This is a genomic window from Cyclobacterium roseum (genome assembly GCF_010119225.1).
GTDB classification, from domain to species: Bacteria; Bacteroidota; Bacteroidia; order Cytophagales; family Cyclobacteriaceae; genus Cyclobacterium; species Cyclobacterium roseum.
In genome coordinates, this window is the sequence record NZ_WNKF01000001.1 from 87850 (window position 1) to 112790 (window position 24941).

Genomic DNA, 24941 nt, shown 5'->3' on the forward strand with positions numbered 1-24941 from the left:
GCGCTGCTTGTTTATTGCGACCGCAAATATAAAGCTATCTGTGGAAAAGGAGGGAACGAATGGTCCTTATTATGCGCCTTATCCTGCACCAACCCTCTTTCATTTAAAAATGATTCCTATCATTTCTGGATTTATAAAAATAAGTCCTGCCAAATTAAAATTTTTTCATAACTTTTGTATCAAAGAATAGCCCTTATGAGAAATTTCTGCATTAGTCTGCTAGTAGGTAGTGGAATCTTTTTCCAACCCATCCAAGCCCAGGATTTTGAGCCCAACTATGAGGAGGGACTAGTGCCTTCTTACTCGCTTCCTGATCCCTTGCTGTTTGCCAATGGTGATACCGTAACCAGTCTGGAGGAATGGAATAGCCGAAGGCAGGAAATTTTTAAAATATTTGAAAAAGAAGTGTATGGCAAGTCGCCTGAATGGGATGGGGAACTGGAAGCCGAGGTTTTATTTGTCAATCCGGATTTTATGGATGGAAAGGCTACCCGGAAAGGGATACGGTTGCACTTAAAAAGAAACGGTCAGGACCTGCCATTGGATTTGCTTATTTTTTACCCCAATACCCGGAAGTCGGTACCGGCTTTTCTGGGATTGAATTTCTATGGCAACCATACCCTTGCTACTGATTCTCAGGTTGTCGTTCCCACTGCCTGGATTCGAAACAACGAAACCATGGGGAGTAGTGACAATAAAGCCTCCGAGGCTGGCAGGGGGAAACGAATTTCAAACTGGCCTTATGAGAAAATAGTCGCGAGAGGCTATGGCCTGGTCAGCCTGTATTATGGGGAGTTGGATCCGGATTTTGACGACGGTTTTCAGAATGGCGTGCACGGCCTTTTTCCGGAGGAAAGCAGAGACGCAGCATCCTGGGGTAGTGTGGCCGGATGGGCCTGGGGCCTTTCCCGGGTAATGGACTATCTGGAAACCGAATCCTGGCTAAATTCGGAAAAAGTGGCGGTATTGGGTCACAGTCGCCTAGGTAAGGCGGCTTTATGGGCTGGTGCCATGGACGACCGCTTTGCCCTGGTCATTTCCAATAATTCCGGCTGCGGGGGAGCGGCACTTTCCAGAAGACAATACGGGGAAACCGTGGCAAGGATTAACCGGTCTTTTCCACATTGGTTTGCGGAGAACTTTAATCAATACAACGAAAGGGAAATGGAATTACCAATTGATCAGCATCAGTTGCTTGCCCTGATGGCTCCCAGACCGGTCTATGTAGCGAGTGGGGTAGAAGATCGCTGGGCGGATCCCAAAGGCGAATTCTTATCCTGTGTAGCCGCCAGTCCCGTTTACAGGCTTTTTGACCTGGAAGGTATGCCGGTATCCTCCCCGCCAGCGGTAAATCATCCGGAAATGGGGCATATTGGTTACCATGTCCGGTCGGGCGGCCATGGTTTGCTGGAATACGACTGGATGCAATACCTGGATTTTGCGGATCTTCATTTTTAGTACCGCCAATTTGCATTGCCCGGAGGACAGGGGAGTATGGTTTGCATCATCCGTTTCTTTTTTAAATCGGTAAAATAGATGGAGATTTCATGCGATACGTGGGCAGGGCTGCTAAAGCGGTTTAGCATGTAATCGTAGCTGTAGGCCATGGTAATGCCATCCAGCAGACTAAAACCCAAAACGGCATTGATGGAATTTTGGTCGGGCAGCTCATTGAATCGGGTAATATTTCGAAAGCCCAGGCCTCCAATAAAATTTTCTACCTGTAATTGCGGAATGACTTCGATTTGCTGAAAAGTGCCCTGTCGTTTATAATTAAAAGAAACGGAGAAAACCTTTCGTATGGGATAGGTTTTAAACATACGGTTGTCCAGGTTTTTGACATACCCGCCGTGTACCCCCCATTTAATCGGCAAGTTATTTCCAATGCCATCATCCAGAAAGCCGATATTGGGTTGGGTGACATGGGCACTGCTAAGGCCAAACCAGAAATCTGTCCCCTGAACCAGGGCTCCAAAGGAAATATCCGGGTACCAGTTACTGTCCTCTCCGGGAAGCCGGTCAATGGTAGAGGGATTGATGCTGCGGGTAAGCAGGTCGATCTGATCCCCAAAAACCAATTCCTGCAGCGTCAAGCTTCTATTGACCACTCCAAACTGCCCTCCGAAGCGCAAGAAAGTCTCCTCATACAATTTCAGCCGATAAGAAATAAATCCGGATAGGTCGGCGGAGCGGATTTTTAAAAAGGATTCGGTAAACTGGGAGGCAGAAAGACCGATGCCAATGTTGGATTCGGTAAAGTAGGTGTCGTAATAAAAACCTGCGGCATTAAAATCATAGCCAAAACCTGGCCATTGTTTGCGGTAATTAACTCCTGCCCGGGTGGTTTCCATGGCACCCGCAAAAGCCGGGCTCAGGTTCAAGGGGGCGGCATAAAATTGGGTAAAGTGAAAATCCTGACCCTTAGCCTCTGAAAAAACCATTAATAGGTACCAGCCGACCAGGGCTGCGCTTCGTATGTACTTCATTCCAACAGCATCAATGCACCGGTATCAGAAAACGTTCTGCCATCGGTGGTGGTAAAATTAATTTTATAAATGTAATTCCCGGGAATAGCCTTTTGCCCACGATAGGTACCGTCCCATCCCTGGGAATCCAACTCCTCAGTATGAAATAAGATCTCTCCCCATTTATTCATAATGGTAAACGACAGCGTTTCTATATAAAGAAATTTTGGAAAGAAGAAATCGTTGATCCCATCCCCATTTGGACTGAAAACATTTGGCACTTCCAGGAAGTAATCCAGGATTTCAATTTCAAAGGTGGTGGAAGTTTCGCAACCCCAGGCATCAAAGGCGGTCAGTTCCACCTGGTATAGCCCAGCTTCCTGATAACGATGTAAGGGAGCCGCTTCCAGGCTATTGTTCCCATCCCCAAAATCCCAGTAATAAGAGCGGATGTTTCCACTGCTGTTATTAATAAACTGCACGTCAAAATTAACCAGATTTTCACCATAAATCGGAAAGGAGCTGGAGGCAAAGTCACCATCTACGAGAATTTGGCTATTGTCAACTTCAAAACTTCGGGACTGAACGCAGCCGTAGCCATCTGTTACGGTGACAAAATAGGTTCCCGGTTCGTCTGTTTCCATGCGATACCCATCTTCGGAAACCTCCCCGTTGCTCCATTGAATATCATAAGGAGCCACCCCGCCATCTACATTGATTTCAAAGGTTTCCATGATTTCCCTGGGTTCGCAACTAGTCGAGGTAGTAGAAACCATATCAATAACAATGGGAGCAGGCCGGTTTACCCGAAAAGACTGGCTTACAAAACATCCGGATTGATCGGTTATTTCCACCGAGTAAGTACCATTGGTCAAGCCTGAAATTCCGGGACTAGTAGCTCCATTGCTCCAATTGTAAGCATAGGGTGGCGTGCCTCCGGAAACAATCAGGTCGATGGATCCACTCTGTCCATCCTCACAAGAAAGGGCGTCCTGTATTTGTTCTACTACTACCAGCAGATCCGGTTCTACGATGTTGAAGGTTTGTTCAATGGTGCACCCTTTGGCATCTTCCACCACCACGCGGTATTCACCCGGTCCTAAATTATACAAAGAGGACTGTTCCGGGCCATGATCCCAAACGGCCCTTACCGGGGCTTCGCCTCCTTCCAGATTCAATAATATGCTACCATCTGCGGCGCCGTGACAAGAAATCGGAACGACCTCAGGGCTGATTTCATAAACCGGAAGGTCTTCAATGACCGTATCCCTGATTTGGGTACAGCCATTCGCATCGGTGACGGTTACCTGATAAAAGCCTGGTCCGATACCAGTAAACTCTCTTTGAGTGGAACCGATATTCCAACTGATCTGGTAGGGTTCAACCCCTCCCTCGATATCCACGGAGAGATTTGCATCATTGGCATTGTAACATGAAATCGGAGTTTGATTAAGCGTAAGCTCAAGGGCTGCATCCGGTTGCGAGATGTTGATTTCAGGGATTCTCGCGGTACATCCATTGGCATCGGTCACCGTTAACGAATAGCTTCCTGCCGGAATGGCATCCAGGTTTTGGGATGTTGATTCGATCACCGCTCCATCCCGCCTCCATTCAAAGACATAGGAGTTTGGCACACCGCCACCTACGGCAATATCGATGGACCCGGTCGCTTCTCCAAAACATAAAACATCCACCTGGTTGGTTAGGTCTACCGTCAGTGCTTCAGGCTGGTTGAGTACAAACGCTTGTCGGACGTCACACCCGTTTTCATCCTGAACCAGGACTTCATAAGTGCCGGGAGAAAGACCGGAAATCTCGGAGTCCTCCGAAGAAAAACCATTCGGACCGCTCCAGGTGTAGGTATAGGTACCCGTTCCTCCATCTGTTGCCAGGCGGACGAATCCATCGGCTGCCTCGAAGCAACTAATTTCAAAACCGTTGAATTCGGAAAGTTCCGGATTTATTTCCAGCGGCTCCGGACTAAGAATTTCCAACGCTTCCGAACGGATAGCGCAGCCATTTTCATCCGTCAGGGTTACCTGATAGGTTCCCGGTTCCAAACCTTCGATTCTGGCTTCATCCGAACTGAATCCATTGGGTCCGGTCCAGGAAAAGGCGTAATTTCCGGAGCCGCCTGAAACCGTCACATCTATAAATCCGTCACCAGCACCAAAGCAACTGATATTAAATCCATTATACTCCGATATATCAATAAAATCGATTTGTACGCCTGCTTCTGGTTGCGTAATTTCCAGGTCTGATAGCTCCTCTAAACAGTCGTTTCCATCGCTTACCTGAACCCGGTAGGTTCCTGCCGGAAGATTTTCTACTATCCAATTTGTATCGTTGCTGTCTTCCAGTTCCCTTATGATAGATCCTTCCTCGTCCAGTAGGCGGTAGTGATAGGGTGCCAGAGAAGTTTGCAGCAAGTTTACTCCCAATTGTCCCGTTTCTTGTCCAAAACAAGCCACATCAATTTTTTCGTCGTCCAACTCTTTGATTTCCAGGGCTTCCGGTTCCTGCAAAGTGTAGGTACGATTTATTTGACATCCGTTTTGGTCCAGGACTGTCAGCTCATAGACACCTGCAGCCAGATTTTCCACTGAAGGTTGACTGGAGCTAAAACCATCCGGACCGCTCCAGCTAATGGACAGCGGTTCTACCCCTCCGGAGAGGGTTAAATTGATAAAACCTTCATTACCTCCATTACATTGGATGGCAAAGCCATTATAGTCAGCTATTTCCTCGGAAAGGGCTAAAACCTCCGGTTCGGTTAAATCCACTGTTTCGGATAGCGTACATCCATTTTCATCAGCAATCGTTAGCTGATAAGTACCCGGACCCAGATCGGTTATGACAGCCTGGTCAGAGGAAAAGCCTTCAGGGCCAGTCCAGGAGAAATCATAATTTCCGGAACCACCGGTGACAAGTACCTCGATAAATCCATCCCCAGCACCAAAGCAGCTGATATTGAGGCCATTGTAATCCGATACGTCAATGGATTCTATTTGCACACCTTCTTCGGGTTGGGTGATTTCCAAATCGTTTATTTCTTGCTGGCACCCGTTTCCGTCGGTTACCTGAACGCGATACGTACCAGCGGGAAGGTTTTCCACGATCCAGGTAGTATCCGGATTGGAAAGCTCCTCGCGGGTGATCGTTCCGTCTGAATTTTCAAGGGTAAATTGGTACGGGCCGGTGGATGCCCTGCTTAAGCTTACACCAAGCTGGCCGGTTTCTTGTCCAAAACAAGCTACGTCTATCTTCTCCTCAGCTAGTTCTATTATTTCCAGTTCTTCTGGCTCCAACAGGTTGTAACTGCTGCTTATCTCGCAGCCATTTTGATCGGTAATGGAAACTTCATACAGGCCTGCTTCCAGATTTTCTAGAGCGGGTTCGCTGGATACAAAGCCACCCGGTCCGGTCCAATTAATGGACAGGGGAGCCACCCCTCCCAAGAGAGAAAGCGTTATGAACCCCTGATCTCCGCCATGACATTGAATGCCAAAACCATTAAAATCAGAAATGTCCTCCGATACCGTTAAGGCTTCAGGCTCGGTCAACTCAAAGGTTTCAGCGAGTGTACAGCCAGATTCGTCCGTTACCAGCAATTCATAGCTACCGGGAGCCAAATCAGTGAGGACATTGCTTTCTGAAGTAAAGCCACCCGGTCCGGTCCAGGAAAAATTGACATCGCCCTGACCGCCGGTTACTTCCAGGGAAATGGATCCATCATTGGCGCCGGCACAGGAGATTTCAAAATCATTATAATCCGAGACCATTACATTACTAAACTCCAGGCCGATAGCCGGTTGCGTGATTGGAATGTCTTCTACGATATCCGTGCAGCCGTTGATGTTCCGAACACGCACCCAGTAATTTCCCGCTTCCAAAGCACTGAATTCATACATTTCTTCCGAAAAATTGGTAATGGTTCGAAGGGGGTCGGTCTCCCCCGTAAGTCCCAGTTCAAGTTCAAATGGAGGTAGGCTTGGAACGAGGCTTATGGTTAAGGCTCCGGTATCATTCCCAAAACATGTGATATTTTCCCTTTCATCTGGATTTTCGCTAATGCCGAGCGGTTCCGGTTGTTCCAAGTTATAATCAGCCTGGGCGGAGCAGCCATTTTCATCGGTGACGGTCAAAGAATAAAGCCCGGGTCCAAGGTTATCAATGGCAGGACCGGCAGCGGTAAAGCCATCCGGACCCGTCCAATCAAAGGTGTAATTACCGGTTCCCCCGCTTGGAAGGGAAGTAATGCTTCCATCTTCACTGCCATTGCAACTGATTTCGAACAAATTATACAATGGGATATTCGCATCTAATGTAAGCGGGGGAGGAGCGATCATTTCGATGGAACCAATGGTGGCCGTACAGTTGTTTTCATCGGTCACTAAAAACTGGTATTGGCCCGGCGACAAGTCGTAAATATCCCTTTCTGTCGATTCAAAGCCACCAGGGCCCGTCCATAAGTATTCCAAGGATCCTGCTCCTCCGGTTATGGTCAATTCAATGCTTCCATCGGAAGCATTGGCGCAAGAAATAGCGAATCCGTTGTAATCCGAGATAACAGGCTCCTCTATCACCAACCCTGTAGCGGGCTGCTCGATCAAGATGCCATCAATATCAAACGTACACCCATTGGAGTCAGTAACCCGAATCCGGTATTCCCCAGCCGGAAGCTCCGTAAAATATACCGGGCTAAAGCCCAGGGAAACGATGGGGTCAGCTGTGATTGCGGTGGCGGCCCCATCTTTAAATGCCTCAAAGAAATAGGGAGAAGTGGTAGCCCCATCTACTTCTACCACTATGGTACCGCTTTCTTCTCCAAAGCACTGCACATTTTCCCGAAGATCCGTTCGTTCAACAATAGAAAGGGGATCGGGTTCCGAAATGCTAAAGTTTTCGGCGATAAAACATCCGTTGGCATCGGTCAACCACACGGCATAGTCACCTGCAGGGATTCCCTGACGTTGGAAGGAGCCTTCCCCTCCTTGTTCTGGCAAAGGACTAAGCCCCGAAGCATCCGGCGCATCCAGATCCGCAAAGTTGCCTTCGTACCAGTTGACGGTGTAGGCTTCCGTGCCTCCGGTAGGTGAAATGGATAGGAACCCATCTCCGGCTCCATGGCAAGAAATGTCGTTGGCAACTGCACCCAAATCAAGGGGTTCCGGACCTTCAACTACGTAGATAGGCGTAACGAAAGCACATACCAGCGGATCGGCATCGGGGATTTCAAAACGTCGGACGCTTTCAGTGATCTCAGCATAATAACTACCTGCAGGCAGTCCGGAAAGAACGCTTTCCATGCCTACGATCTCACCCGCGGTTTCGATTGGGCTGTTGGTGCCGGTACCCAATTCGTCACCGGAGGAGTTGTACCACTGAATGGAATAGTCCCTTGCCGCTTCGATCGGACTGCCATCAAAAGGTTGGGACCAGCCTCCGCTTATCGAAAGGTCTATCTGACCGTCACTTTCTCCAAAACAAGAGGGATTCTGAATGGTTTCCGTCGCTACAATAGGCTCAGGTAAAACAATTTCAAATTCCTCCGAACCCATACAGCCAAGTCTATCAATTACCTCCATCGTAAAATTTCCTGCCCCGATATTATCCGAATTTATTACCAGATAATCACTTGTCAGACTAATTATTTCATAAGTGTCCCTTACAATGTTGTTATCCTCATCATAAATAATAAATGACATTAGAGGCGCCTCGGCATTATATAAAATATACTCCACTACTCCGCCGGGATCTTCAGCACATAAAGGGCCGGATACATTAATATCAAAATTAATGGAATAAGCTTCGCCAAGTGGACCAACTTGCTTGTTAAAAACTCGACCTAAATTATCTTCTACAATTACATCATACGTCCCAATTCTATTTAGATCCAACTCTTCAAAATCAAATTTAGCGGAGGCGGTTCCTTGCCCCGGAAAGGAACTGGTGAAAATTTGTTCTTCAATGACATTTCCCTCCAAATCTACCAAGGTAAAAGTGACTGGGAATGATTCTGAGGGAATTCCTGGAATTGGACGATATGCTTTAACTTCCAGTGTGATCATACCCATGCAAGGGTTTTCTTCATATCTGGTCTGGGTCAATGGAGGGATGACCAGCACCGTTAATTCAAAATCCGCCTGATCCGCCCCATCACTTACCCGAACATTTACCGAAATTTCTTCTCCTGCGGCATCCCATTTTTGGTCGTATTCGATGGTGCGGTTAATAGAATTCCCTGTATTAGTGTAGCCAGTCCCGGGTTCCACCTGAATGGTTAGGTCATCCGGGTCCCCACCATAATCAATGGTAAGCATGTCAAGCGTTATTTCTTTCGTTTCATCGTAATAGATGCTCACATCCTCCTGCCCGGTGATGGTAATGGGGGCAAAGAAGTTCCAGCCGTTTCCTTTGGATTGTATAATAGAAAAAATAACCATTAGCGAAGCCATTACCCACAAACTTCCCTTTAATTTTGGCCTAAAAAAGATCCTTCTAAAAAAATGATTCACGATAAAAAACAAATTTAATAATTAGAAATACATTTTAATGAGTATGACTACATTCAAAATCAAAATTAAGCAATTGTGTCAGTATTTTGCTCAAACAGCCTCTTTTTTTATCTATTTATTTTAGAATGTAAGCAAATAAGTCCTTGATCTGCTGATCGTTCAAGGGTTCCAGAAGCCGTTCAGGCATGATGGAAACCTGCTGTATTTCCATGGTTTGGATGTCATTCCCGGAAAGGAATTCCCCTTTGCCCCCCAAAGGCGGAACCAGGTGCTTGGTTTCCCCTTCATCGTTCTCCAACTTCCCCCAAATGGTCCTTCCATCTTTGGTCCTGACCTCCATGGTTTCGTACCCTTCTCGTATGGCTGCATTTGGATCAACGGTGTGGAGCAACCAGTAATCCAAATCACTGCGGTTATAGCCCGTCAAATCAGGACCGATAGCACCTCCTCCTTCATCCATTCGATGACAACTACCGCAGTTTTGAGCGAAAACCTGCTTTCCGGCAATAGCATTTCCTTGCCCGGATTTTAGAATAGCCTTGTAGTTTGATATGGCTTTGTTTTTCTCCTCGGAAGTCATCAATTTGGTTTCCGGCCAAATTTGCACTGCTTTTTGACGGACAACTTCGTCATCCAACGAGTGAAAATGACGAGCAAGGGAATAGGGAACGTCTTCTTTGTGGATTACTTTCGTCTCTATTATTTCCTTTAAAAATGCCCTGGCCCATTCCGGCCGGCTGCTAAATAACCGGATGGCTTCTTCCCGAACGTAGGCATCTGCCCGAATTCCCGGATAAATAGAGGCCATTGTTTTTCCAATTTCCGGACTGTCAAATCTCTTTAAAGCATGAATGGAGGCCTGCTTGAGGGATCCCGGACTGGCACCGGATTCAATGAGATTAACTAAGACCGGCAGGGCCGCCGCTGGCTGTAGTTCCCCTAGCAAATGAACCATATTTAACCGGGCATTTAAGGCTTGCTCGCTGTCAGCGATTAGCTCGATGGCCTCGTCCAGATTTGTAAAGTCACCGGACCGCAACGCTAGCTCAAAGGGCTGGGTATCCTTTTCTTTTTCTGAAACCTTATTCAAGAGCGGTTTTGGGAGGTTCACTAAATCCCTGCCTACCAGACCCTCGTAAAAACCAGCTATCAATACCTGATCGAAGGACTCATCCGGAGAAAGCGAAAGCAATTGGGTAGCGGCATCGTATTGATCCGCCCGAATCAAGCGCTGCATCATACGTCCAGCCAAATGCGTCTTGCTTATGGGACTTTCCCAGATTCGAGGGTCTTTCCAAAAGTCCAAAACCAGCGGTAGATCTCCGGTAACCTTGGATTCCAGTGCCCACCACGTTAGCAAGGGAATATCCGGATCTTCCACATCCGGATTTGACTGGATCAAAGCTTTCAATAAGGGAAGGGCTTGCTCTGCTGGTAACCGTTTGGCTGTGGAGGCGATTTGCCCGCTCACTTCCGCATCTTCCTCTTGTCTTGCCTTTGCAGTCATTTCCTGCAACACCACCGGACTTACCGCCTGTTGGTCTCCTGCCAGTCGGTAGGTCCACAATCGTACGATGGGGTCATTATGGTTTAAGGCATTTATGATAAACGTATCTTCAAAACCCTGGGACAAATGAATCGCCCATAAGGCTTCCAGGGCATGCTGAGGGTTTTCTGATTCAAATAATGAATGCAATGCTGACAGGGCAGCCGAATCTTTTCGGTCAGCAAATTGTCGTAAGGCTTGTTGGCGAAACCACTTGTTCGGGTGCGTTAATAATTCAGTGAGTTCCGCTAAATCGGCACGAGCCAAATCAAAGGCTTCTTTCCTGAGAGAGGTGTCTTTGGGTAGGATGCGGTATATCCTGCCGCTGCTTTTGTGCCAGGTATCGCGGGGATCCACATGGGAGAGCCTGCTGTCATACCAATCGGCCAGGTAAACGGCCCCATCCGGGCCGGTTTTAATATCCACCGGACGAAACCATTTGTCCGTCGTTTCTACCAGCAACTTTTCATCCCGGGTAGTAAAAGAAGATCCCGATGGCTGGAAGGTGCTTAGTTGGACATAATGATGCAGCGGGTTGAGAGCCATCATTTTGTGGTGGTAAGCAGCCGGTAAAAGATCTCCTTCATAGATCATTACCGCATGGGTAAACCGCTTTTTTTCACCATCTAAAGGCATATTGGGAAGGTGGCCAAACGCATACGGATTGGTTAAGGCTCCGTGTTTGCCCCAGCTTTTCACATAGTAGCCGCCTTGCTTGTAATACGGACCGCGGCCATAGCCGTTGGAGCCGGAAAATATCCGGCCTTTCCGATCAAATTCCAGGTAAAAGGGGTTGTTTCCTCCTCCTTCCGCAAACAGTTCAAAGGTTTTGTTTTCCGGATGGTACCTCCAGATGGCCTGCCCCTGAAAGGAAACGGGATTGCTGTTTTCAGCCCGGATGTTGGCGGTGGTGGTGCTTCCCTGAACCCCGTAAAGCCATCCGTCCGGGCCCCATTGAAGGCTATTGGCGATGGCATGGGTATCCTCTAGTCCAAAGCCTTCCAAATGAATCTCCGGCGCTGTGTCCGGTTTACCGTCTCCATCCGGGTCCGGATAAGCCAGCAGGTAGGGTGGATTTAAAACCCAAATCCGGTCTCTGCCCAACGCCACGGAACTAGCAATATTTAAACCCTCTATGGCATCAAAGGCATGGGAAAACGTTCCATCACCCTCCTTGTCCTCAAAGACAGAGATGACATCTGCTCCTTTTACCCCTTCCGGTGGTGCTTTCGGTACCCGGTCAAATTTTACACGGGTATGGTTGTCTATCGAAGTAATTTTTAATCCCTCCGGGTAGGGGTATTGGTGGTATTGCACGACCCACAGCCTGCCACGCTGGTCGAAACTCATGTGAATAGGTTGGACAATATCCGGCTCGCTTAGAACTAATTCTATTTTTAAGTCATCCGGCAATTGGAAGGCCTGAATCGATTTTTCTGGGTCCGTGGGACGGGAATCGGGATCGGTCAGGTCTCCTCTGCCTTCAAAATTTTCCATGTATCGTGCCACGTCCTCATTGGCGGCCAGGGAATGCTCAAATTTCTCTGGCTGCTCACAATCGATCAGAAGGATTACCATCAGGCCCAGGGAGATGGAAAAGCATTTGTATTTTGGGGTGTAAAAAGGAATGGGGATAATCATTTGAAGTTTAGCATGATGGACGAACGTTTGTTTTGCAAGGCCGCATTAAATTATGGAATTTAACCTTAGATTCAGTGTCATTATCCATATTTTTTAATATTTTCGCCTTACTCTTTTACTAAAATCAGAATTTTTAAAATCAATTACGTAAACCTAACCGATTCTATGAAATCTATTCTTACCTTATGGCTAATTACCTTACTCCTTAGCTTGCCGGCTATTGGCCAGCAGGAAACCTGGAGCCCGGTGGATGCCAAAATTCTAAGCCCCTGGGCGGAAGAAATTAACCCGGCCAATCCGCTTCCGGAGTACCCCAGACCGCAAATGACACGGGATGCCTGGACCAATCTAAACGGGCTTTGGAATTATGCCCTGGCAGCCAAAGGGGCTAGCATGCCCCAGGATTATGAGGGGGAGATTTTGGTGCCCTTCCCCATCGAATCGGCCTTGTCAGGTGTGGGTAGCCGGGTAGGAAAGGACCAGGAATTATGGTATTTCCGGGACATTGAAATCGAACGATCCATGCGTCGCGGAAAGGTGCTTTTGCACTTTGGGGCAGTCGATTGGGAAGCGGAAGTTTTTGTCAATGGACAGTCCGTTGGCGTGCATCAGGGCGGTTACGATCCTTTTTCCTTTGAAATCAGTGAATCCCTGCAATCCGGAAAAAAGCAATCTATTGCCATTCGGGTATGGGATCCTACCGACGAGGGACCGCAGCCCAGAGGCAAGCAGGTAAATGAACCCCGGGGCATCTGGTACACACCGGTTACGGGCATCTGGCAGACGGTTTGGCTGGAAGCGGTTCCCGACCAATACATCGCTTCCCTGAAAAACACACCAGACGTTGACAATAATCAAATCCGGGTGCAAACCAATATTTCCTCCCCTGGGGAAAATCACCGCGTCCGCGTCCGCCTGCTGTCAGATGAGGTGCAAGTGGGAGAAGCCATTGTCGCTAGCCAGCAGGAAGCGGTATTCACCCTGGATGATCCTCAAATATGGAGTCCGGAAAATCCCTTTTTATACGATTTGGAAGTAACCCTTATGGAGGGTAAAAAGGAAGTAGATCAGGTAAACAGCTATACTGCTTTACGTAAAATAAGTATGGAAAAGGATGCCGATGGCATTCAGCGGATGATGCTAAACAATGAATTTGTTTTCCAGTACGGTCCCCTGGATCAGGGTTGGTGGCCGGACGGCTTGTATACAGCACCTACGGACGAAGCATTGTTTTTTGATATTCAGAAAACCATGGATATGGGTTTCAACATGATCCGGAAGCATGTGAAAGTCGAACCCGCCCGTTGGTATTACCATTGCGACCGGATGGGAGTGCTCGTTTGGCAAGACATGCCCAGCGGAGACATGGGAAATCGCTGGGAATCTAGACCAGGGGTAGTTGGGAAAGGAACCGAGAAGGACCGGACGGATGAATCGGAAGCAATTTTCAGGAAGGAATGGAAAGCCATCATGGATGCCAATTACAATTTTCCTTCTATTGTGGTTTGGGTGCCCTTTAATGAGGCCTGGGGGCAGTTTGATACCGATGAAATCGTGCAATGGACAGTAGATTACGATCCCAGCCGCCTGGTAAATGGTGCCAGTGGAGGGAATTACACCCTGAAAGGACAGATCATGGACATGCACAACTATCCGGACCCGGTCATGCCGGATCCCCAAATTTGGGGCGAGGAACAGGTGATCGTCCTGGGAGAATATGGCGGCCTGGGCTTGCCGGTAGATGGACACACCTGGCAGGAGAAAGACAACTGGGGCTACCAGAGCTTTAAGAATGAATCAGAGCTACAGGAGCGCTACAGTCGCTTGATCCGGGACCTGAAACCCTTGATCCCAAGAGGCCTGTCGGCGGCCATCTACACGCAAACTACCGACGTGGAAGTAGAAGTAAACGGATTGATGACCTATGACCGGAAAGTAATCAAGTTTGACCCCGCCTTTTTGCGGAACAAGCACCAGGAATTATACACTATTAAAATCCCTATGAAATGAGAATATCCTTCATTAGTGCCTTGGCCATTTCGGGACTGCTGCTAGCCTGCGGGCCAGCAGAAAAGCAACAAGTGGAAGAAGAGCAAACTACCAAAACCCTATCGAAAATGGACCAAGCAAAATTTGAAAAAACAATCGACGGAAAAGAAGTGAAATTATACCGGCTGACCAATGCCAATGGCATGGAAATGACCGTCACCAACTTCGGTGCCCGGGTGGTGGAGCTTTTTGCTCCGGATAGCGGCGGAAACCTGGAAGATGTGGTGCTGGGATATGACAACCTGGAAGATTACATCAATAGCCCTACTTCCTATTATGGCGCGCCCATAGGCCGGTACGGCAATCGCATTGCCGATGCCCAATTTACACTCAATGGCGAGACCTACACCCTGGAAGCCAATAACGGACCCAACAACCTGCATGGATGGCCGGGGGGCTATCACATTGTGGTATGGGAGGTACTGGAAGCAACCGATCAGAAGCTGGCCATGAAGTACGTTTCTCCGGATGGAGAGGCCGGTTTTCCGGGAGAGCTTACCGTATTGATGAATTATTACCTGACCGATGACAACGAGTTTAAAATCACCTACGAAGCCGAAACGGACAAACCGACCATTGTGAACCTGACCCACCACTCGTTTTTCAATCTGAACGGTCATGGGGAAGGAAATGTCAACAACCACATGCTGGAATTGAATGCAGACCGCTTCACACCCGTAAACGAGGTGCTAATCCCTTTGGGTGAATTGCGTCCAGTGGCCGGTACGCCGATGGACTTTACAGAACCTCATTTGATAGGAGAAAGAATAGACGATGACTACGAGCAGTTGCAGAAGGGCGGAGGCTACGATCATAACTGGGTGATTAATCGAGAAGAAGGGAACGATGAAACCATTTTAGCGGCATCGGTATGGGTGCCTGAAAATGGCCGGAAAATGGAAGTCTACACCGACCAACCCGGGGTTCAGGTGTATACCGGAAATTTTATGGACGGAACCTCTGCCTCCAAGGGAGATAAAACCTATGCCAAGAGGGGAGCTATTTGCCTGGAAACCCAGTTTTTCCCGGATTCTCCCAATCAACCGGAATTTCCGTCGGTGACCTTGAATCCAGAAGAGACGTACACCCACGAATGTATTTACAAATTTTCAGTAATTGACTAATGGAATCTCGGAAAATAGTAGGCTTTGTACTGCTGGTGTTTCTATCGGCCTGTTCGGGTAATTCCACGAAAAATACGACAGACCAGGACCCGGCCGATGCTACCGTACAGGAAGCGTTCCTTCCCCTGGAGATTTTCGATGCACAAGATGCGTTGAGTGCTATTATTGACCCGGAAGCCAGGACCGTTATTATTGGCAGTGGCTATGCCTGGACGGAAGGGCCTTTGTGGATTCCCTCCGAAGGCATGTTGCTGTTTTCGGAGATTCCAGGCAATAAAGTGCATTCCTGGAAAGAAGGAGAAGCCCCGCAAGTTTACCTGGATCCGGCCGGATTTACCGGAGATGGAAGTCGGGGAGGGGAATTGGGGTCGAACGGTTTGTTGCTCGATCCTCAAGGCAACCTGGTGCTTTGCCAGCATGGAGACCGGCGGATGGCAAGGATGCTGGCTCCTTTAGACCAACCCGCATCCAATTTTGAAACCATCGTCGGCGAATACGAAGGCATGCCATTTAACAGTCCTAACGATGCCGTTTACGATGCGGATGGGAATCTTTATTTTACGGACCCGCCCTATGGGCTGGAATCCAGAATGGATGATCCCGCAAAAGCCATCCCATTTCAAGGCGTGTATCGTTACTCCAACACCGGCGAATTGGATTTGCTATTGGACAGCCTTTCCCGTCCCAATGGATTGGCCTTTTTACCGGATGGAAAGGGATTGTTGATTGCTAATTCAGACCCGGAAAAACCCTATTGGTACCGGTATTCCCTGGATGAAAATGGATTTCCCACCGAAGGAGAGATTTATTATGATGCTAGTGAAGTGTTAGCAAACCAGCCCGGCCTACCGGACGGTCTGAAAGTTAGCAGCGACGGAACCGTCTTTGCTACCGGCCCCGGCGGGGTTTGGGTCTTTGATCAGGAGGGGCAGGTATTGGGAAGGTTGAGTCTCGGAGAACTTTGCTCCAATGTGGCATTAAACGAAAAAGAAGATATGCTCTTTGTCACGGCCGATAGTTATGTAGCGCGCATTGCCCTAAAATAGGAGTGGGATGGTGGTCGCTATACTTGGAGGATCAACGTCCCGCAGCGTTGCCTATCCAGGGATTCAGGATAAGGAAGGAGATTGAATTTAGGTAATGTAATCGGGCTGAAGGACGGCAAGGCTTTTGAATTTCGTAATCCCGAACGGTTACAATTCCCTCCGCGGAGGGGTAGGGTTTTTTTTCGTGTCTGAAAAGGGTGTTTTCTGCTTAAATGGAGTGATGTAATCGGGCAGAGAGATGGTAAGTTTTTTGAATTCCGTTAATCCGAACGGTTACAATTCCCCCTTATCAAGGGGGCAAGGGGGATTTTTTTGTCTTTTGACCAGTTTCAGGCCGGGTGACGCACCATTGTCCTAAATTAGGTTTACTCTTTTTTTCCATTTACCTCATTATTTGCGTAAACCTATTTCAGGACGAGTCACTGAAATTTTGTGACGTAATCGGGTTGGGGAAGGCAAGGCTTTTAAAGTAAGATACCGACCATTCAAACGTACACAAACCAGCTTTCCGTTCGTATCCCCATTTACCTAATCAAGGTGCTACCCGACAACCGAATAAAAACCGGGGCAATTTTCGTCCCCCGATCAAAAATCGTTTATATTTAGTAGCGAATATTCATTACTTTAAATATATCGGAAGGATTCATGGTAAAGAAAACGTTGCTACTACTATTGATTGGGGTATTGGTACTCCCGTATTTTTCCAGTGCGCAAATACAAACCTCTCCATTCAGAAAGGGAGCCCTAGTGGAAATCGATCAATGGCAGGTAAACGACATCGTCTTTTCTGCCAAAACTGATCCCGATGATAATCCCTTTGACATCACATTCGGGGCCATTTATACCGGACCCGATGGGCAGCTCCTAGATCTTACCGGCTTTTACAATGGCGGAAACGAATGGATCAGCCGCTTTTCGGCTGCCGGGGAAGGAAACTGGACCTTTGTGACCTATTCCTCCGAACCCAAACTCAGTGGACTTACCGGGGAACTGCAGGTGCAAACGAACTCCCGGCCCCGGCAAAAAGGAGCGGTGGGCATCGACCCGGAAAATCCCCAGGCCTTTGCCTATGCGAACGGCGATCCCCATTTTATGCTGGCCTTTGAACTGGATTGGTTGTTTGCCCTGGACTACGGCAACGAATCCGGCCTTCCTAAGACCGAGCAACTCCTGGACCAGGTAAAAGCAAACGGATTCAATCACGTGGTGGCAAATATCTACGCCTACGATGTGGGTTGGCGAGTGGCCGACGACGTGCCAGAAAAATACTTCTACGGCAAACCACCCTATACCGCATGGGAAGGCAGCAACGAAAACCCCGATTTCAGCCGCCTGAACCTGGACCTTTTTCAGCATTGGGACCGGGTGCTGGCCAGCATGCAAGGCAAAGGGCTGGATGCCCATCTGATGATCTATGTCTGGAACAAATTGGTCAACTGGCCGGAAATGTACTCCCATGGGGACAACCTGTATTTTGACTACATCATTCACCGCTACCAAGCCTTTTCCAACGTGATCTGGGACGTTTCCAAAGAAGCGCTGGATTACGAGCGGGCCGATCCGCCCTACATTCAGGAACGGATTCGCCGGATTCGGGAAAAAGACCGATACAACCGATTGATCACCGTGCACGATTACGAATTCAATTCCCGGTACGGGGAGCTGGTGGATTTTATTTCCATCCAGAGTTGGCGTTCCAATCTGTATTCCCTGATGCTGCAGGGAAGGGCCGTTCATGCCGGTAAGCCGGTGGTCAACATCGAACACGGAGGCTACGAAATCGGCCCCTACCAAACATTTGTTGGCAATTACACCAGCCCCGAAACCTGCCTGGTGCGGACCTACGAATGCGTATTTGCCGGGGTGTACGGTTCCTATTACTGGCAGAACAGCTCCTGGAACATCGTGGTCCACGATCCTTTTGCGGAGGGGCAGGATTTTGAGCCGCCGCGGTTTGACTACTACAAGCACCTCGCCGGCCTGTTTACCCGATACAACTTCAACGAGCTGCAACCCAGCTATCCCAAGATTACTACCAATAGCCGGGTAGGAACGGACAACCTGGCCACCAATGGCTATGCGCTAAGCAATGGGGAGGGCTTGTACCTGATGTTTATTCCCAAAGACAGCGAGCGGGTCAATGCGGTGCTTCCCAAGCCGGCTAGTGGAAAGATGAAAATCACCTGGTTCAATATTTTTACAGGCGAGTACCGGGAGCAGGGCATCCGGAACTGGTCCGGCTGGATGGAGCTGATCAGTCCCTGGCAATACACCGATTCGGTGGTGATTGTGGAGGAGGGGTGAAATGCTACTAATCAACACAAATGGCATTACCTTTTAAGGTGAAAAAATTTGACCGGATTCTTTTTAGAAATATAGTAGACGACAAAATTAGGATAGAATTGTTTTTGGTGCTGAAAGGATGTATTTGTTGCATCAACAATTCTAGTAAAGAATAAAACCATGGCAAGACAGCGTATTTCTTTAACCAAACCAAACGACGATTGGCTCAAAGCCCAGGTCGATAGTGAAGAGTATTCCAGCAAAAGTGAGCTCGTCAACGATTTAATCCGACAAGCACGTGCCCAACAAAGGCAGATAGACTGGATACGCAGGAAACTTATCAAAGCAGAACATAGTGGTTTTACAAACACGAGTCCCGAAGAAATCCTTGCACAATCAAAGAAAGAATTGGGCAATCAATAATGGGCCATTACAGACTTACTGAGGAAGCGAAGGCTGATTTAATTTGAATTCATCACTCGTCTGGGTTTCAGGAAGATTAATCTGGGCAAAGACCATCTCGTCGGTACTATCGCCAAAGCGGATCGTGAGTAGGTTTTTGTGAATAGAAAAACTTCGCATCGACCGAAGGGCGGAAAAATACCGGTCTTCAAAATCCATCATTGTCTTAGTGGAGCCTTTGTAGGTTGAGCCAATTCTTCCGTTCGACCAAATTTTACCCTTTTCCTCATCCACCTGATACGCTCCTCCAAAGCCGTTGACAGGTCCGGCTCCGTGAAAAGTCCACATCCCTTCATCCTCTGAAAGGGTTGATGGGTTTTTGGTGAAACGCACCCTAATGCGCCCAAACAACCCTTCGCTGCTGAAGCGAACCAAATCCGCCGGTGGGTGATCGCGCCTGTTCCTTATCCGATCGGTAAAGTACAGAAAGCCCCAGGATTGGAAAAGATCGGTTTGAACCTCCTCTACCTCGTAGGGTATTACCACATACGGATTGGCTTTGTCTTCCTCACAGGAAAGAAAGAAAATAACCAATACTAAAAACAAGAGATTCCTCATGATCAACGATATTTAGCATCGAGACGGTAATAGAACGTAAAATGTCTCAACGTCAAAAAAAAATGGCTTGAAGTAGTAAGTGGCCCAACATTTTATTACCGTCAAAAACATTCAATGGATTCGACTTCTATTGTACAGACATATTATCCCACGATGGGGGACGTTACAAGAAACAGCTCCATCAAGGGGAAGAAGCTAAATTTAAAAAGAAATTTGCAATATGCTGCGTATGGGACGTTATTAAAATTCTGTTCATGGGAATTGCCTGCAATAAAGCAAATTGAAATTAGTTGGTATAGTTCGTCCACCCAAAGCCGGCTACAAATAGCTTCCACATCACTTCCCTCACTTTTTCGCCTTCGAATACCAGGAGCAGGGCATCCGGAACTAGTCCGGTTGGATGGAATTGATCAGTCCCTGGCAGTATTCCGATTCGGTGGTGTGGAGGAGTGGAGAACTCGCTAACGATCAAAACAAGCGGCCATTGAGCTTTCAGGATGAAAAGTTTGACAAAATCAGGGTCTGTCAATTAAAAATCGGCGTATGTCTAATTTTTAGTATTTTTGTAAAAAGCAATAATGATATGATCGATTATAAGGAAATAATCAAACGCAATCCAAACAAAAGATTTGGAAAGCCATGCATACGGGATACCAGAATCACCGTATTTGATGTCCTTGGATGGTTAGCTGCCGGAATGACCCAGGATGAAATTATTTACGATTTCCCGGAACTTACAGTTGATGATATTAAGGCCTGTCTTGCCTACGCAGCTGATAGAGAACATAAAATTAAGCTTACTTCTAGTGTGGACGCTCCCAGGGATTTCGATTATAAGTGACGTTGAAAATCTTGTTGCTGCCCTAAAATACGCACAATCAGTATCTTCGATTCGGAACGTACAAAAAAAATACTGTGGGCTTTGTAGTTATAGCGTTTAAGGTGTGTGGAAAATTCGGATGCATCTCGCCCAATTTCAGGACTAATAGCGATTTTTTCCAGGCAGTTGAACAACTCTTCAATATAAACAAGGGTTTGTTTTTCACCCCATTTCTCTAAAGAGTAGTCAGCAATAGCATCCACATCTTCGTCTGCCTTGACAGATAAAACGTAATTAGCCATGCTGGTTTACATCCGTTTTTCCCAACGCTCTTTTCTTGGCAAGTGTTACGATTTCTTCTGCGGTCCTGACTTTAGGACTGACACCACTCTCGAGTCCTTCCTGAACAGCCGCTTTGGTAATCAAAAACGCCCTGTTGCGCTCTTCATCTTTCCGAACCAAATACCGCAAGTATTCAGCTTCGGTTTTATACCCACCTTGCTTTACGGCAAAATCAATATACTGATCTAAGGTCTCGCCAAAATCGATTGTTTTTCTACCCATAACTGCTGTAATTATGCTGTAAATTTATCATCTTTTTTGTGTAATCCCAAGGAAGCCGAAAGATATGGGTTTATCGGAAGGTATGGAAACTAGCCTGTATTTGTGCGCTTCGTATGCAATCGGGCCGGGAGACGGTAAGGCTTTTGAATACCGTAAATCCGAACGTGAACGAATCCCCCTCCGAGAAAAGCGTATCCGTTTGATTCGTTCCGTTTTTAGGTTATATTCACCATCGGTTTTTTTGACTTTTGGATAATATAAATAGGAATGGAACACAAGCAGCAGCACTGGCACACACACAGCTACAAGCAGGTAGCAGAAGCGCTGAAAACCAACCTGCAACAGGGCCTTTCGCCCGATGAGGTGCAGGCACGTTTGCAGCAGTATGGGGAAAACCGCATTACCACCAAAAAAAGCCAGAGCAGCATCGTTCGCTTTTTGCTCCAATTTCACCAACCCCTGATTTATATTTTGCTGGGCGCTACAGCCCTTACCCTGTTCCTGGAGGAATACACCGATGCCGCCGTTATTTTTGCCGTGGTATTGATCAACTCCATCATCGGCTATGTACAGGAGACCAAAGCCCTGAAGGCCATCGATGCGCTGTCCAAAAGCATGAGCACCCGGGCCACCGTTATCCGGGACGGAAGGCAGTCAGAGATAAACAGCCTGGGCCTGGTTCCCGGGGATGTTGTGTTGTTGCAGCCGGGGGATAAAATTCCCGCCGACCTGCGCCTCTTCGCCGTCAAAAACCTGCAGGTGGACGAATCGGCCCTGACCGGAGAGTCGGTGGCCACCGAAAAAAATCCGGAGACCACAGACGGGGATGCCCTGCTCGGGGATCGGCACAACATGGGCTTTGCCACCACGGTGGTGACCTACGGAACGGGAAAGGGCCTGGTGGTGGCTACCGGGGACCGCACAGAGGTAGGCAAGATCAACCAATCCATCGCTTCTGCGGAAGAACTGGATACCCCCCTGACCCTGAAAATCAAAAAATTCAGTCATACCTTACTTTGGGTCATTCTGAGCCTGGCCTTGTTGATACTTGCGCTGGCCTACCTGCGGGGAGAGAGCCTGGCAGATGCCTTTATGGTGGCCGTGGCGCTGATGGTGGGTGCCATACCCGAGGGCCTTCCGGCAGCGGTGACCATCATGCTGGCCATTGGCGTGGCCCAGATGGCCAAAAGGCGGGCCATTATCCGCAAACTGGTGGCCGTGGAAACCCTGGGCAGTGCCAACGTGATCTGCTCGGACAAAACCGGAACGCTCACGGAAAACCAAATGACGGTTCAAAAAATCCTGGCCGGCGGGGAGGCCTTTGAGCTTACCGGGATAGGCTACAATCCGGAAGGAAACGTGCTTTTTTACGGGCAAGCGGTAGATCTTTCTGAAAAGCCGGCCTTGCATCAGGTGCTGACTGCAGGGCTGCTTTGCTCCAATAGCCGCATTGTGGAAGAAGGGGGGCGGTGGACAGCGGAAGGCGATCCCACCGAGGCAGCGCTGATCAGTGCCGCCGAAAAAGCCGGCATCACCCGGCAGCAAACCGATCTGCAATATCCCCGCCTGGACGAGGTTCCCTTCCAATCCGAAAACCAATACATGGGCAGCCTTCACCGGCACGAAGATCAGACGGTGATTTTCTTAAAGGGTTCGGTGGAGTCGGTGCTCCGCTATGCAGATCGGGCGCTGGACAAAACCGGAGAAATCGTTCCCCTAGATTTTTCCGCTGTTCAGCAGGCCGCCGATCAAATGGCTGCAGAAGGCCTGCGGGTCCTGGCCTTTGCCTTTAAAACGAGCAACCCCGACCAACATCAACTGGACCACCAGGACCTGTCTGAAGGCATGGTCTTTACCGGACTTCAGGGCATGATTGATCCGCCGAGAAAAGAAGCGGTAGACGCCGTCTCCCTCTGTCAACAAGCAGGCATACAGGTAAAAATGATCACCGGCGACCATGCCCTTACCGCAGCCAACATCGCCGAGCAACTGGGGATCCGTGGACAAACCGAAAACGGAAGACTCCTGGCCCTTACCGGGCTGGAACTGCAGGGATTCTCGGACGAGCAATTGCAGGAAGTGGCCGGAGCGGTGGCGGTCTTTGCCCGGGTCAGCCCGGATCAGAAGCTCCGGCTGGTGAAGGCCCTGCAGGCCAGTGGCAAGGTGGTGGCCATGACCGGTGATGGGGTAAACGATGGGCCGGCCTTAAAGCAGGCGAACATTGGCATTGCCATGGGCATTACAGGCACCGAAGTCGCCAAGGATGCTTCCGATATGTTGCTTACCGACGACAATTTCGCTTCCATAGAGGCCGCTGTGGAAGAGGGAAGGGGAGTCTTGGACAACCTGACTAAGTTTATTGTATGGACCCTTCCGACCAACCTGGGAGAGGCCCTGGTCATTCTTGCCAGCATTGCCTTTAGTACCCAATTGCCTTTAGCCCCGGTTCAAATTCTCTGGATTAATATGACCACCGCCGTGCTGTTGGGATTGATGCTTACCTTTGAGCCCAAGGAAAAAGGCATCATGGACCGGCCTCCGGTTCCCTCGGACAAGCCCATCCTTACCTTTCCCCTGATCATGCGGACCCTTTTGGTCGGGACCTTGCTGATGCTCAGTTCGTTTTTGCTATTTCGTTACGAGTTGTCCCTGGGGGCCAGCCTGGCCGAAGCCCAGACGGTGGCCACCACGGTATTTATCGTGCTGGAAGGCTTCTACCTGTTTAACTGCCGCTCTTTGCGAAGATCGGTCCGGGAAATCGGCTGGTTTTCCAATAAATGGGTGTATGTGGGTGCCTTCACCATGCTACTCCTGCAACTCGTATTCATTCATGCGCCGGTGATGAATACCTTGTTCCACTCGGCCCCCATTGGTCTGGATTCCTGGATTAGGGTGCTGGGTGCAGGTGTGTGCCTCTTTGTGTTGGTGTCCCTGGAAAAAACTATCCGAAGAAAATATACGGAATCGGAAGCCTTTTAATGGGGTTGATCCTCAAAGTATTTATTAAAAAGATGCTGGTGAACGAAATGCCTTAAAGGAATAACGTTCAAACGGCACTGGCAATAGTTATTGCGGATGAGCGGGATTTTGCTGTGGAAAAAGAGCCACTGATTCAGTACTTGCATAAAACCGTGGAGTTGGGAGCAGACCATTTCGAAGGAAGGGAATCCTTGTCCTTCGGTAAGTTGTCCAAACAAGAGTGGAACAACCTATTTTACAAGCACCTGGACCAGCACCTGATCCAATTTGGGGTTCCCTAAGCATAAAAATTGAACATGTGATATGGGCTTGTATATTGGCTTTTTTATTTTCTATCCATCCTGGTGTCAAGCCTACACCTACGGGTAATCCTTTGGTTTTTGGGTTATTTAAACGTTACAGAAAGCTTTAAACAGCTATTTTCGGGCTCATTGTTCATGAAAAAATAACTTTGGCATGTTAAAAAATTGTGGGGTGAAATTGCATCACATTTAATTCATGAGATCTATTTTGGAAGAAAAAAATTATCAGGCTTTGATTCTGTTCATTTTTTAAGACATTTATTCTACAGGTTAAACCTACTGTAAATCAGGTGCTTGATATATATTTTGACAATTTGATATTCTTCCTATGGTGAGAAGTTCAAAAATTCAATCAAACTTTGGGTTGGTATTATGACGAAAGTGGACATTAATTGGAATGAGCTTTATTTTGATCCTGTATGTCAGGCAATTTGCTAATTTATTGGTGATGGAAAGAAAGAGATAGATAGGGTATGCTGCAGCTAAGAAAGCATCATTACGATATTTGTACCGGCTTCTTAATTGTAGCAAATACTATCTAATTAAGTTCGAAAATACTGAGGTGATAATAGAGGATAAGGACT

15 protein-coding genes are annotated in these 24941 nt (G+C 48.1%); 9 read left to right on the plus strand and 6 right to left on the minus strand.

Annotated features, from left to right (window positions below; translation table 11 throughout):
* The first annotated feature begins 195 nt into the window (after window positions 1-195).
* Entirely contained in the window at window positions 196-1458 is a 1263-nt protein-coding gene (locus GJQ68_RS00320; RefSeq protein WP_162415324.1) for an alpha/beta hydrolase family protein, read from the plus strand.
* Here the strand turns inward: GJQ68_RS00320 and GJQ68_RS00325 are convergent.
* The 3 genes from GJQ68_RS00325 to GJQ68_RS00335 all read right to left on the minus strand — a co-directional run bounded on the left by GJQ68_RS00325 (window position 1455) and on the right by GJQ68_RS00335 (window position 12170).
* Window positions 1455-2486, minus strand: a complete 1032-nt coding sequence (locus GJQ68_RS00325) for a PorP/SprF family type IX secretion system membrane protein (protein ID WP_162415325.1) — start codon at window positions 2484-2486, stop codon at window positions 1455-1457. The genes GJQ68_RS00320 and GJQ68_RS00325 overlap by 4 nt on opposite strands.
* Window positions 2483-8911: a PKD domain-containing protein gene (locus GJQ68_RS00330; RefSeq protein WP_162415326.1), complete on the minus strand. Its 6429-nt coding sequence runs from the start codon at window positions 8909-8911 to the stop codon at window positions 2483-2485. The genes GJQ68_RS00325 and GJQ68_RS00330 overlap by 4 nt, the downstream gene beginning before the upstream one ends.
* Window positions 8912-9098: 187 nt before the next feature.
* The gene (locus GJQ68_RS00335) at window positions 9099-12170 is read right to left on the minus strand and encodes a PVC-type heme-binding CxxCH protein (RefSeq protein ID WP_162415327.1); all 3072 of its coding nucleotides are present in this window, start codon (window positions 12168-12170) and stop codon (window positions 9099-9101) included.
* Between the two features lie 165 nt (window positions 12171-12335).
* On the opposite strand from GJQ68_RS00335, the gene GJQ68_RS00340 reads away from it, so the two are divergent.
* The 5 genes from GJQ68_RS00340 (at window position 12336) to GJQ68_RS00360 (ending at window position 19095) form a co-directional block, all read left to right on the plus strand.
* Complete coding sequence (locus tag GJQ68_RS00340; protein ID WP_162415328.1) at window positions 12336-14180, plus strand: glycoside hydrolase family 2 protein; 1845 nt, start codon at window positions 12336-12338, stop codon at window positions 14178-14180.
* Entirely contained in the window at window positions 14177-15343 is a 1167-nt protein-coding gene (locus tag GJQ68_RS00345) for an aldose epimerase family protein (RefSeq protein ID WP_162415329.1), read from the plus strand. The genes GJQ68_RS00340 and GJQ68_RS00345 overlap by 4 nt, the downstream gene beginning before the upstream one ends.
* Entirely contained in the window at window positions 15343-16389 is a 1047-nt protein-coding gene (locus tag GJQ68_RS00350; protein WP_162415330.1) for an SMP-30/gluconolactonase/LRE family protein, read from the plus strand. The genes GJQ68_RS00345 and GJQ68_RS00350 overlap by 1 nt, the downstream gene beginning before the upstream one ends.
* A 645-nt stretch (window positions 16390-17034) precedes the next feature.
* The gene (locus GJQ68_RS00355) at window positions 17035-18693 is read left to right on the plus strand and encodes a DUF5060 domain-containing protein (protein ID WP_162415331.1); all 1659 of its coding nucleotides are present in this window, start codon (window positions 17035-17037) and stop codon (window positions 18691-18693) included.
* A 159-nt stretch (window positions 18694-18852) separates the two neighbouring features.
* The gene (locus GJQ68_RS00360; protein WP_162415332.1) at window positions 18853-19095 is read left to right on the plus strand and encodes a ribbon-helix-helix domain-containing protein; all 243 of its coding nucleotides are present in this window, start codon (window positions 18853-18855) and stop codon (window positions 19093-19095) included.
* Between the two features lie 15 nt (window positions 19096-19110).
* Here the strand turns inward: GJQ68_RS00360 and GJQ68_RS00365 are convergent, their stop codons facing one another.
* Window positions 19111-19692 (minus strand): META domain-containing protein, encoded by a 582-nt coding sequence (locus GJQ68_RS00365; protein ID WP_162415333.1) that lies wholly within the window; start codon window positions 19690-19692, stop codon window positions 19111-19113.
* 400 nt (window positions 19693-20092) lie between these two features.
* Here GJQ68_RS00365 and GJQ68_RS23595 point away from each other — a divergent pair, with 400 nt between their 5' ends.
* Window positions 20093-20533 (plus strand): DUF433 domain-containing protein, encoded by a 441-nt coding sequence (locus GJQ68_RS23595; protein WP_317174406.1) that lies wholly within the window; start codon window positions 20093-20095, stop codon window positions 20531-20533.
* Here GJQ68_RS23595 and GJQ68_RS00375 read toward each other — a convergent pair.
* Both GJQ68_RS00375 and GJQ68_RS00380 read right to left on the minus strand, forming a co-directional pair.
* On the minus strand, window positions 20524-20814 hold the full coding sequence (locus GJQ68_RS00375) for a type II toxin-antitoxin system RelE/ParE family toxin (protein WP_162415334.1): 291 nt from the start codon (window positions 20812-20814) through the stop codon (window positions 20524-20526). The two genes, GJQ68_RS23595 and GJQ68_RS00375, sit on opposite strands and share 10 nt — an antisense overlap.
* Window positions 20807-21076, minus strand: coding sequence for a ribbon-helix-helix domain-containing protein (locus GJQ68_RS00380; RefSeq protein ID WP_162415335.1), 270 nt, complete (start codon window positions 21074-21076; stop codon window positions 20807-20809). Before GJQ68_RS00380 ends, GJQ68_RS00375 begins: the two co-directional genes overlap by 8 nt.
* Before the next feature lie 267 nt (window positions 21077-21343).
* Between GJQ68_RS00380 and GJQ68_RS00385 the strand changes: the two genes are divergently transcribed.
* Together GJQ68_RS00385 and GJQ68_RS00390 are read left to right on the plus strand one after the other, a co-directional pair.
* Window positions 21344-24055 (plus strand): cation-transporting P-type ATPase, encoded by a 2712-nt coding sequence (locus GJQ68_RS00385; RefSeq protein WP_162415336.1) that lies wholly within the window; start codon window positions 21344-21346, stop codon window positions 24053-24055.
* A 113-nt stretch (window positions 24056-24168) separates the two neighbouring features.
* Window positions 24169-24336 (plus strand): hypothetical protein, encoded by a 168-nt coding sequence (locus GJQ68_RS00390; RefSeq protein ID WP_162415337.1) that lies wholly within the window; start codon window positions 24169-24171, stop codon window positions 24334-24336.
* Window positions 24337-24941 lie beyond the last annotated feature (605 nt).

Coding starts and splice junctions, on each gene's coding strand:
- GJQ68_RS00375 (WP_162415334.1), bottom strand. CDS start 20,814: ATGGCTAATTACGTTTTATCTGTCAAGGCAGACGAAGATGTGGATGCT.
- GJQ68_RS00325 (WP_162415325.1), bottom strand. CDS start 2,486: ATGAAGTACATACGAAGCGCAGCCCTGGTCGGCTGGTACCTATTAATG.
- GJQ68_RS00365 (WP_162415333.1), bottom strand. CDS start 19,692: ATGAGGAATCTCTTGTTTTTAGTATTGGTTATTTTCTTTCTTTCCTGT.
- GJQ68_RS00385 (WP_162415336.1), top strand. CDS start 21,344: ATGGAACACAAGCAGCAGCACTGGCACACACACAGCTACAAGCAGGTA.
- GJQ68_RS00345 (WP_162415329.1), top strand. CDS start 14,177: ATGAGAATATCCTTCATTAGTGCCTTGGCCATTTCGGGACTGCTGCTA.
- GJQ68_RS00335 (WP_162415327.1), bottom strand. CDS start 12,170: ATGATTATCCCCATTCCTTTTTACACCCCAAAATACAAATGCTTTTCC.
- GJQ68_RS00380 (WP_162415335.1), bottom strand. CDS start 21,076: ATGGGTAGAAAAACAATCGATTTTGGCGAGACCTTAGATCAGTATATT.
- GJQ68_RS00360 (WP_162415332.1), top strand. CDS start 18,853: ATGGCAAGACAGCGTATTTCTTTAACCAAACCAAACGACGATTGGCTC.
- GJQ68_RS23595 (WP_317174406.1), top strand. CDS start 20,093: ATGGAATTGATCAGTCCCTGGCAGTATTCCGATTCGGTGGTGTGGAGG.
- GJQ68_RS00330 (WP_162415326.1), bottom strand. CDS start 8,911: ATGGTTATTTTTTCTATTATACAATCCAAAGGAAACGGCTGGAACTTC.
- GJQ68_RS00350 (WP_162415330.1), top strand. CDS start 15,343: ATGGAATCTCGGAAAATAGTAGGCTTTGTACTGCTGGTGTTTCTATCG.
- GJQ68_RS00355 (WP_162415331.1), top strand. CDS start 17,035: ATGGTAAAGAAAACGTTGCTACTACTATTGATTGGGGTATTGGTACTC.
- GJQ68_RS00340 (WP_162415328.1), top strand. CDS start 12,336: ATGAAATCTATTCTTACCTTATGGCTAATTACCTTACTCCTTAGCTTG.
- GJQ68_RS00320 (WP_162415324.1), top strand. CDS start 196: ATGAGAAATTTCTGCATTAGTCTGCTAGTAGGTAGTGGAATCTTTTTC.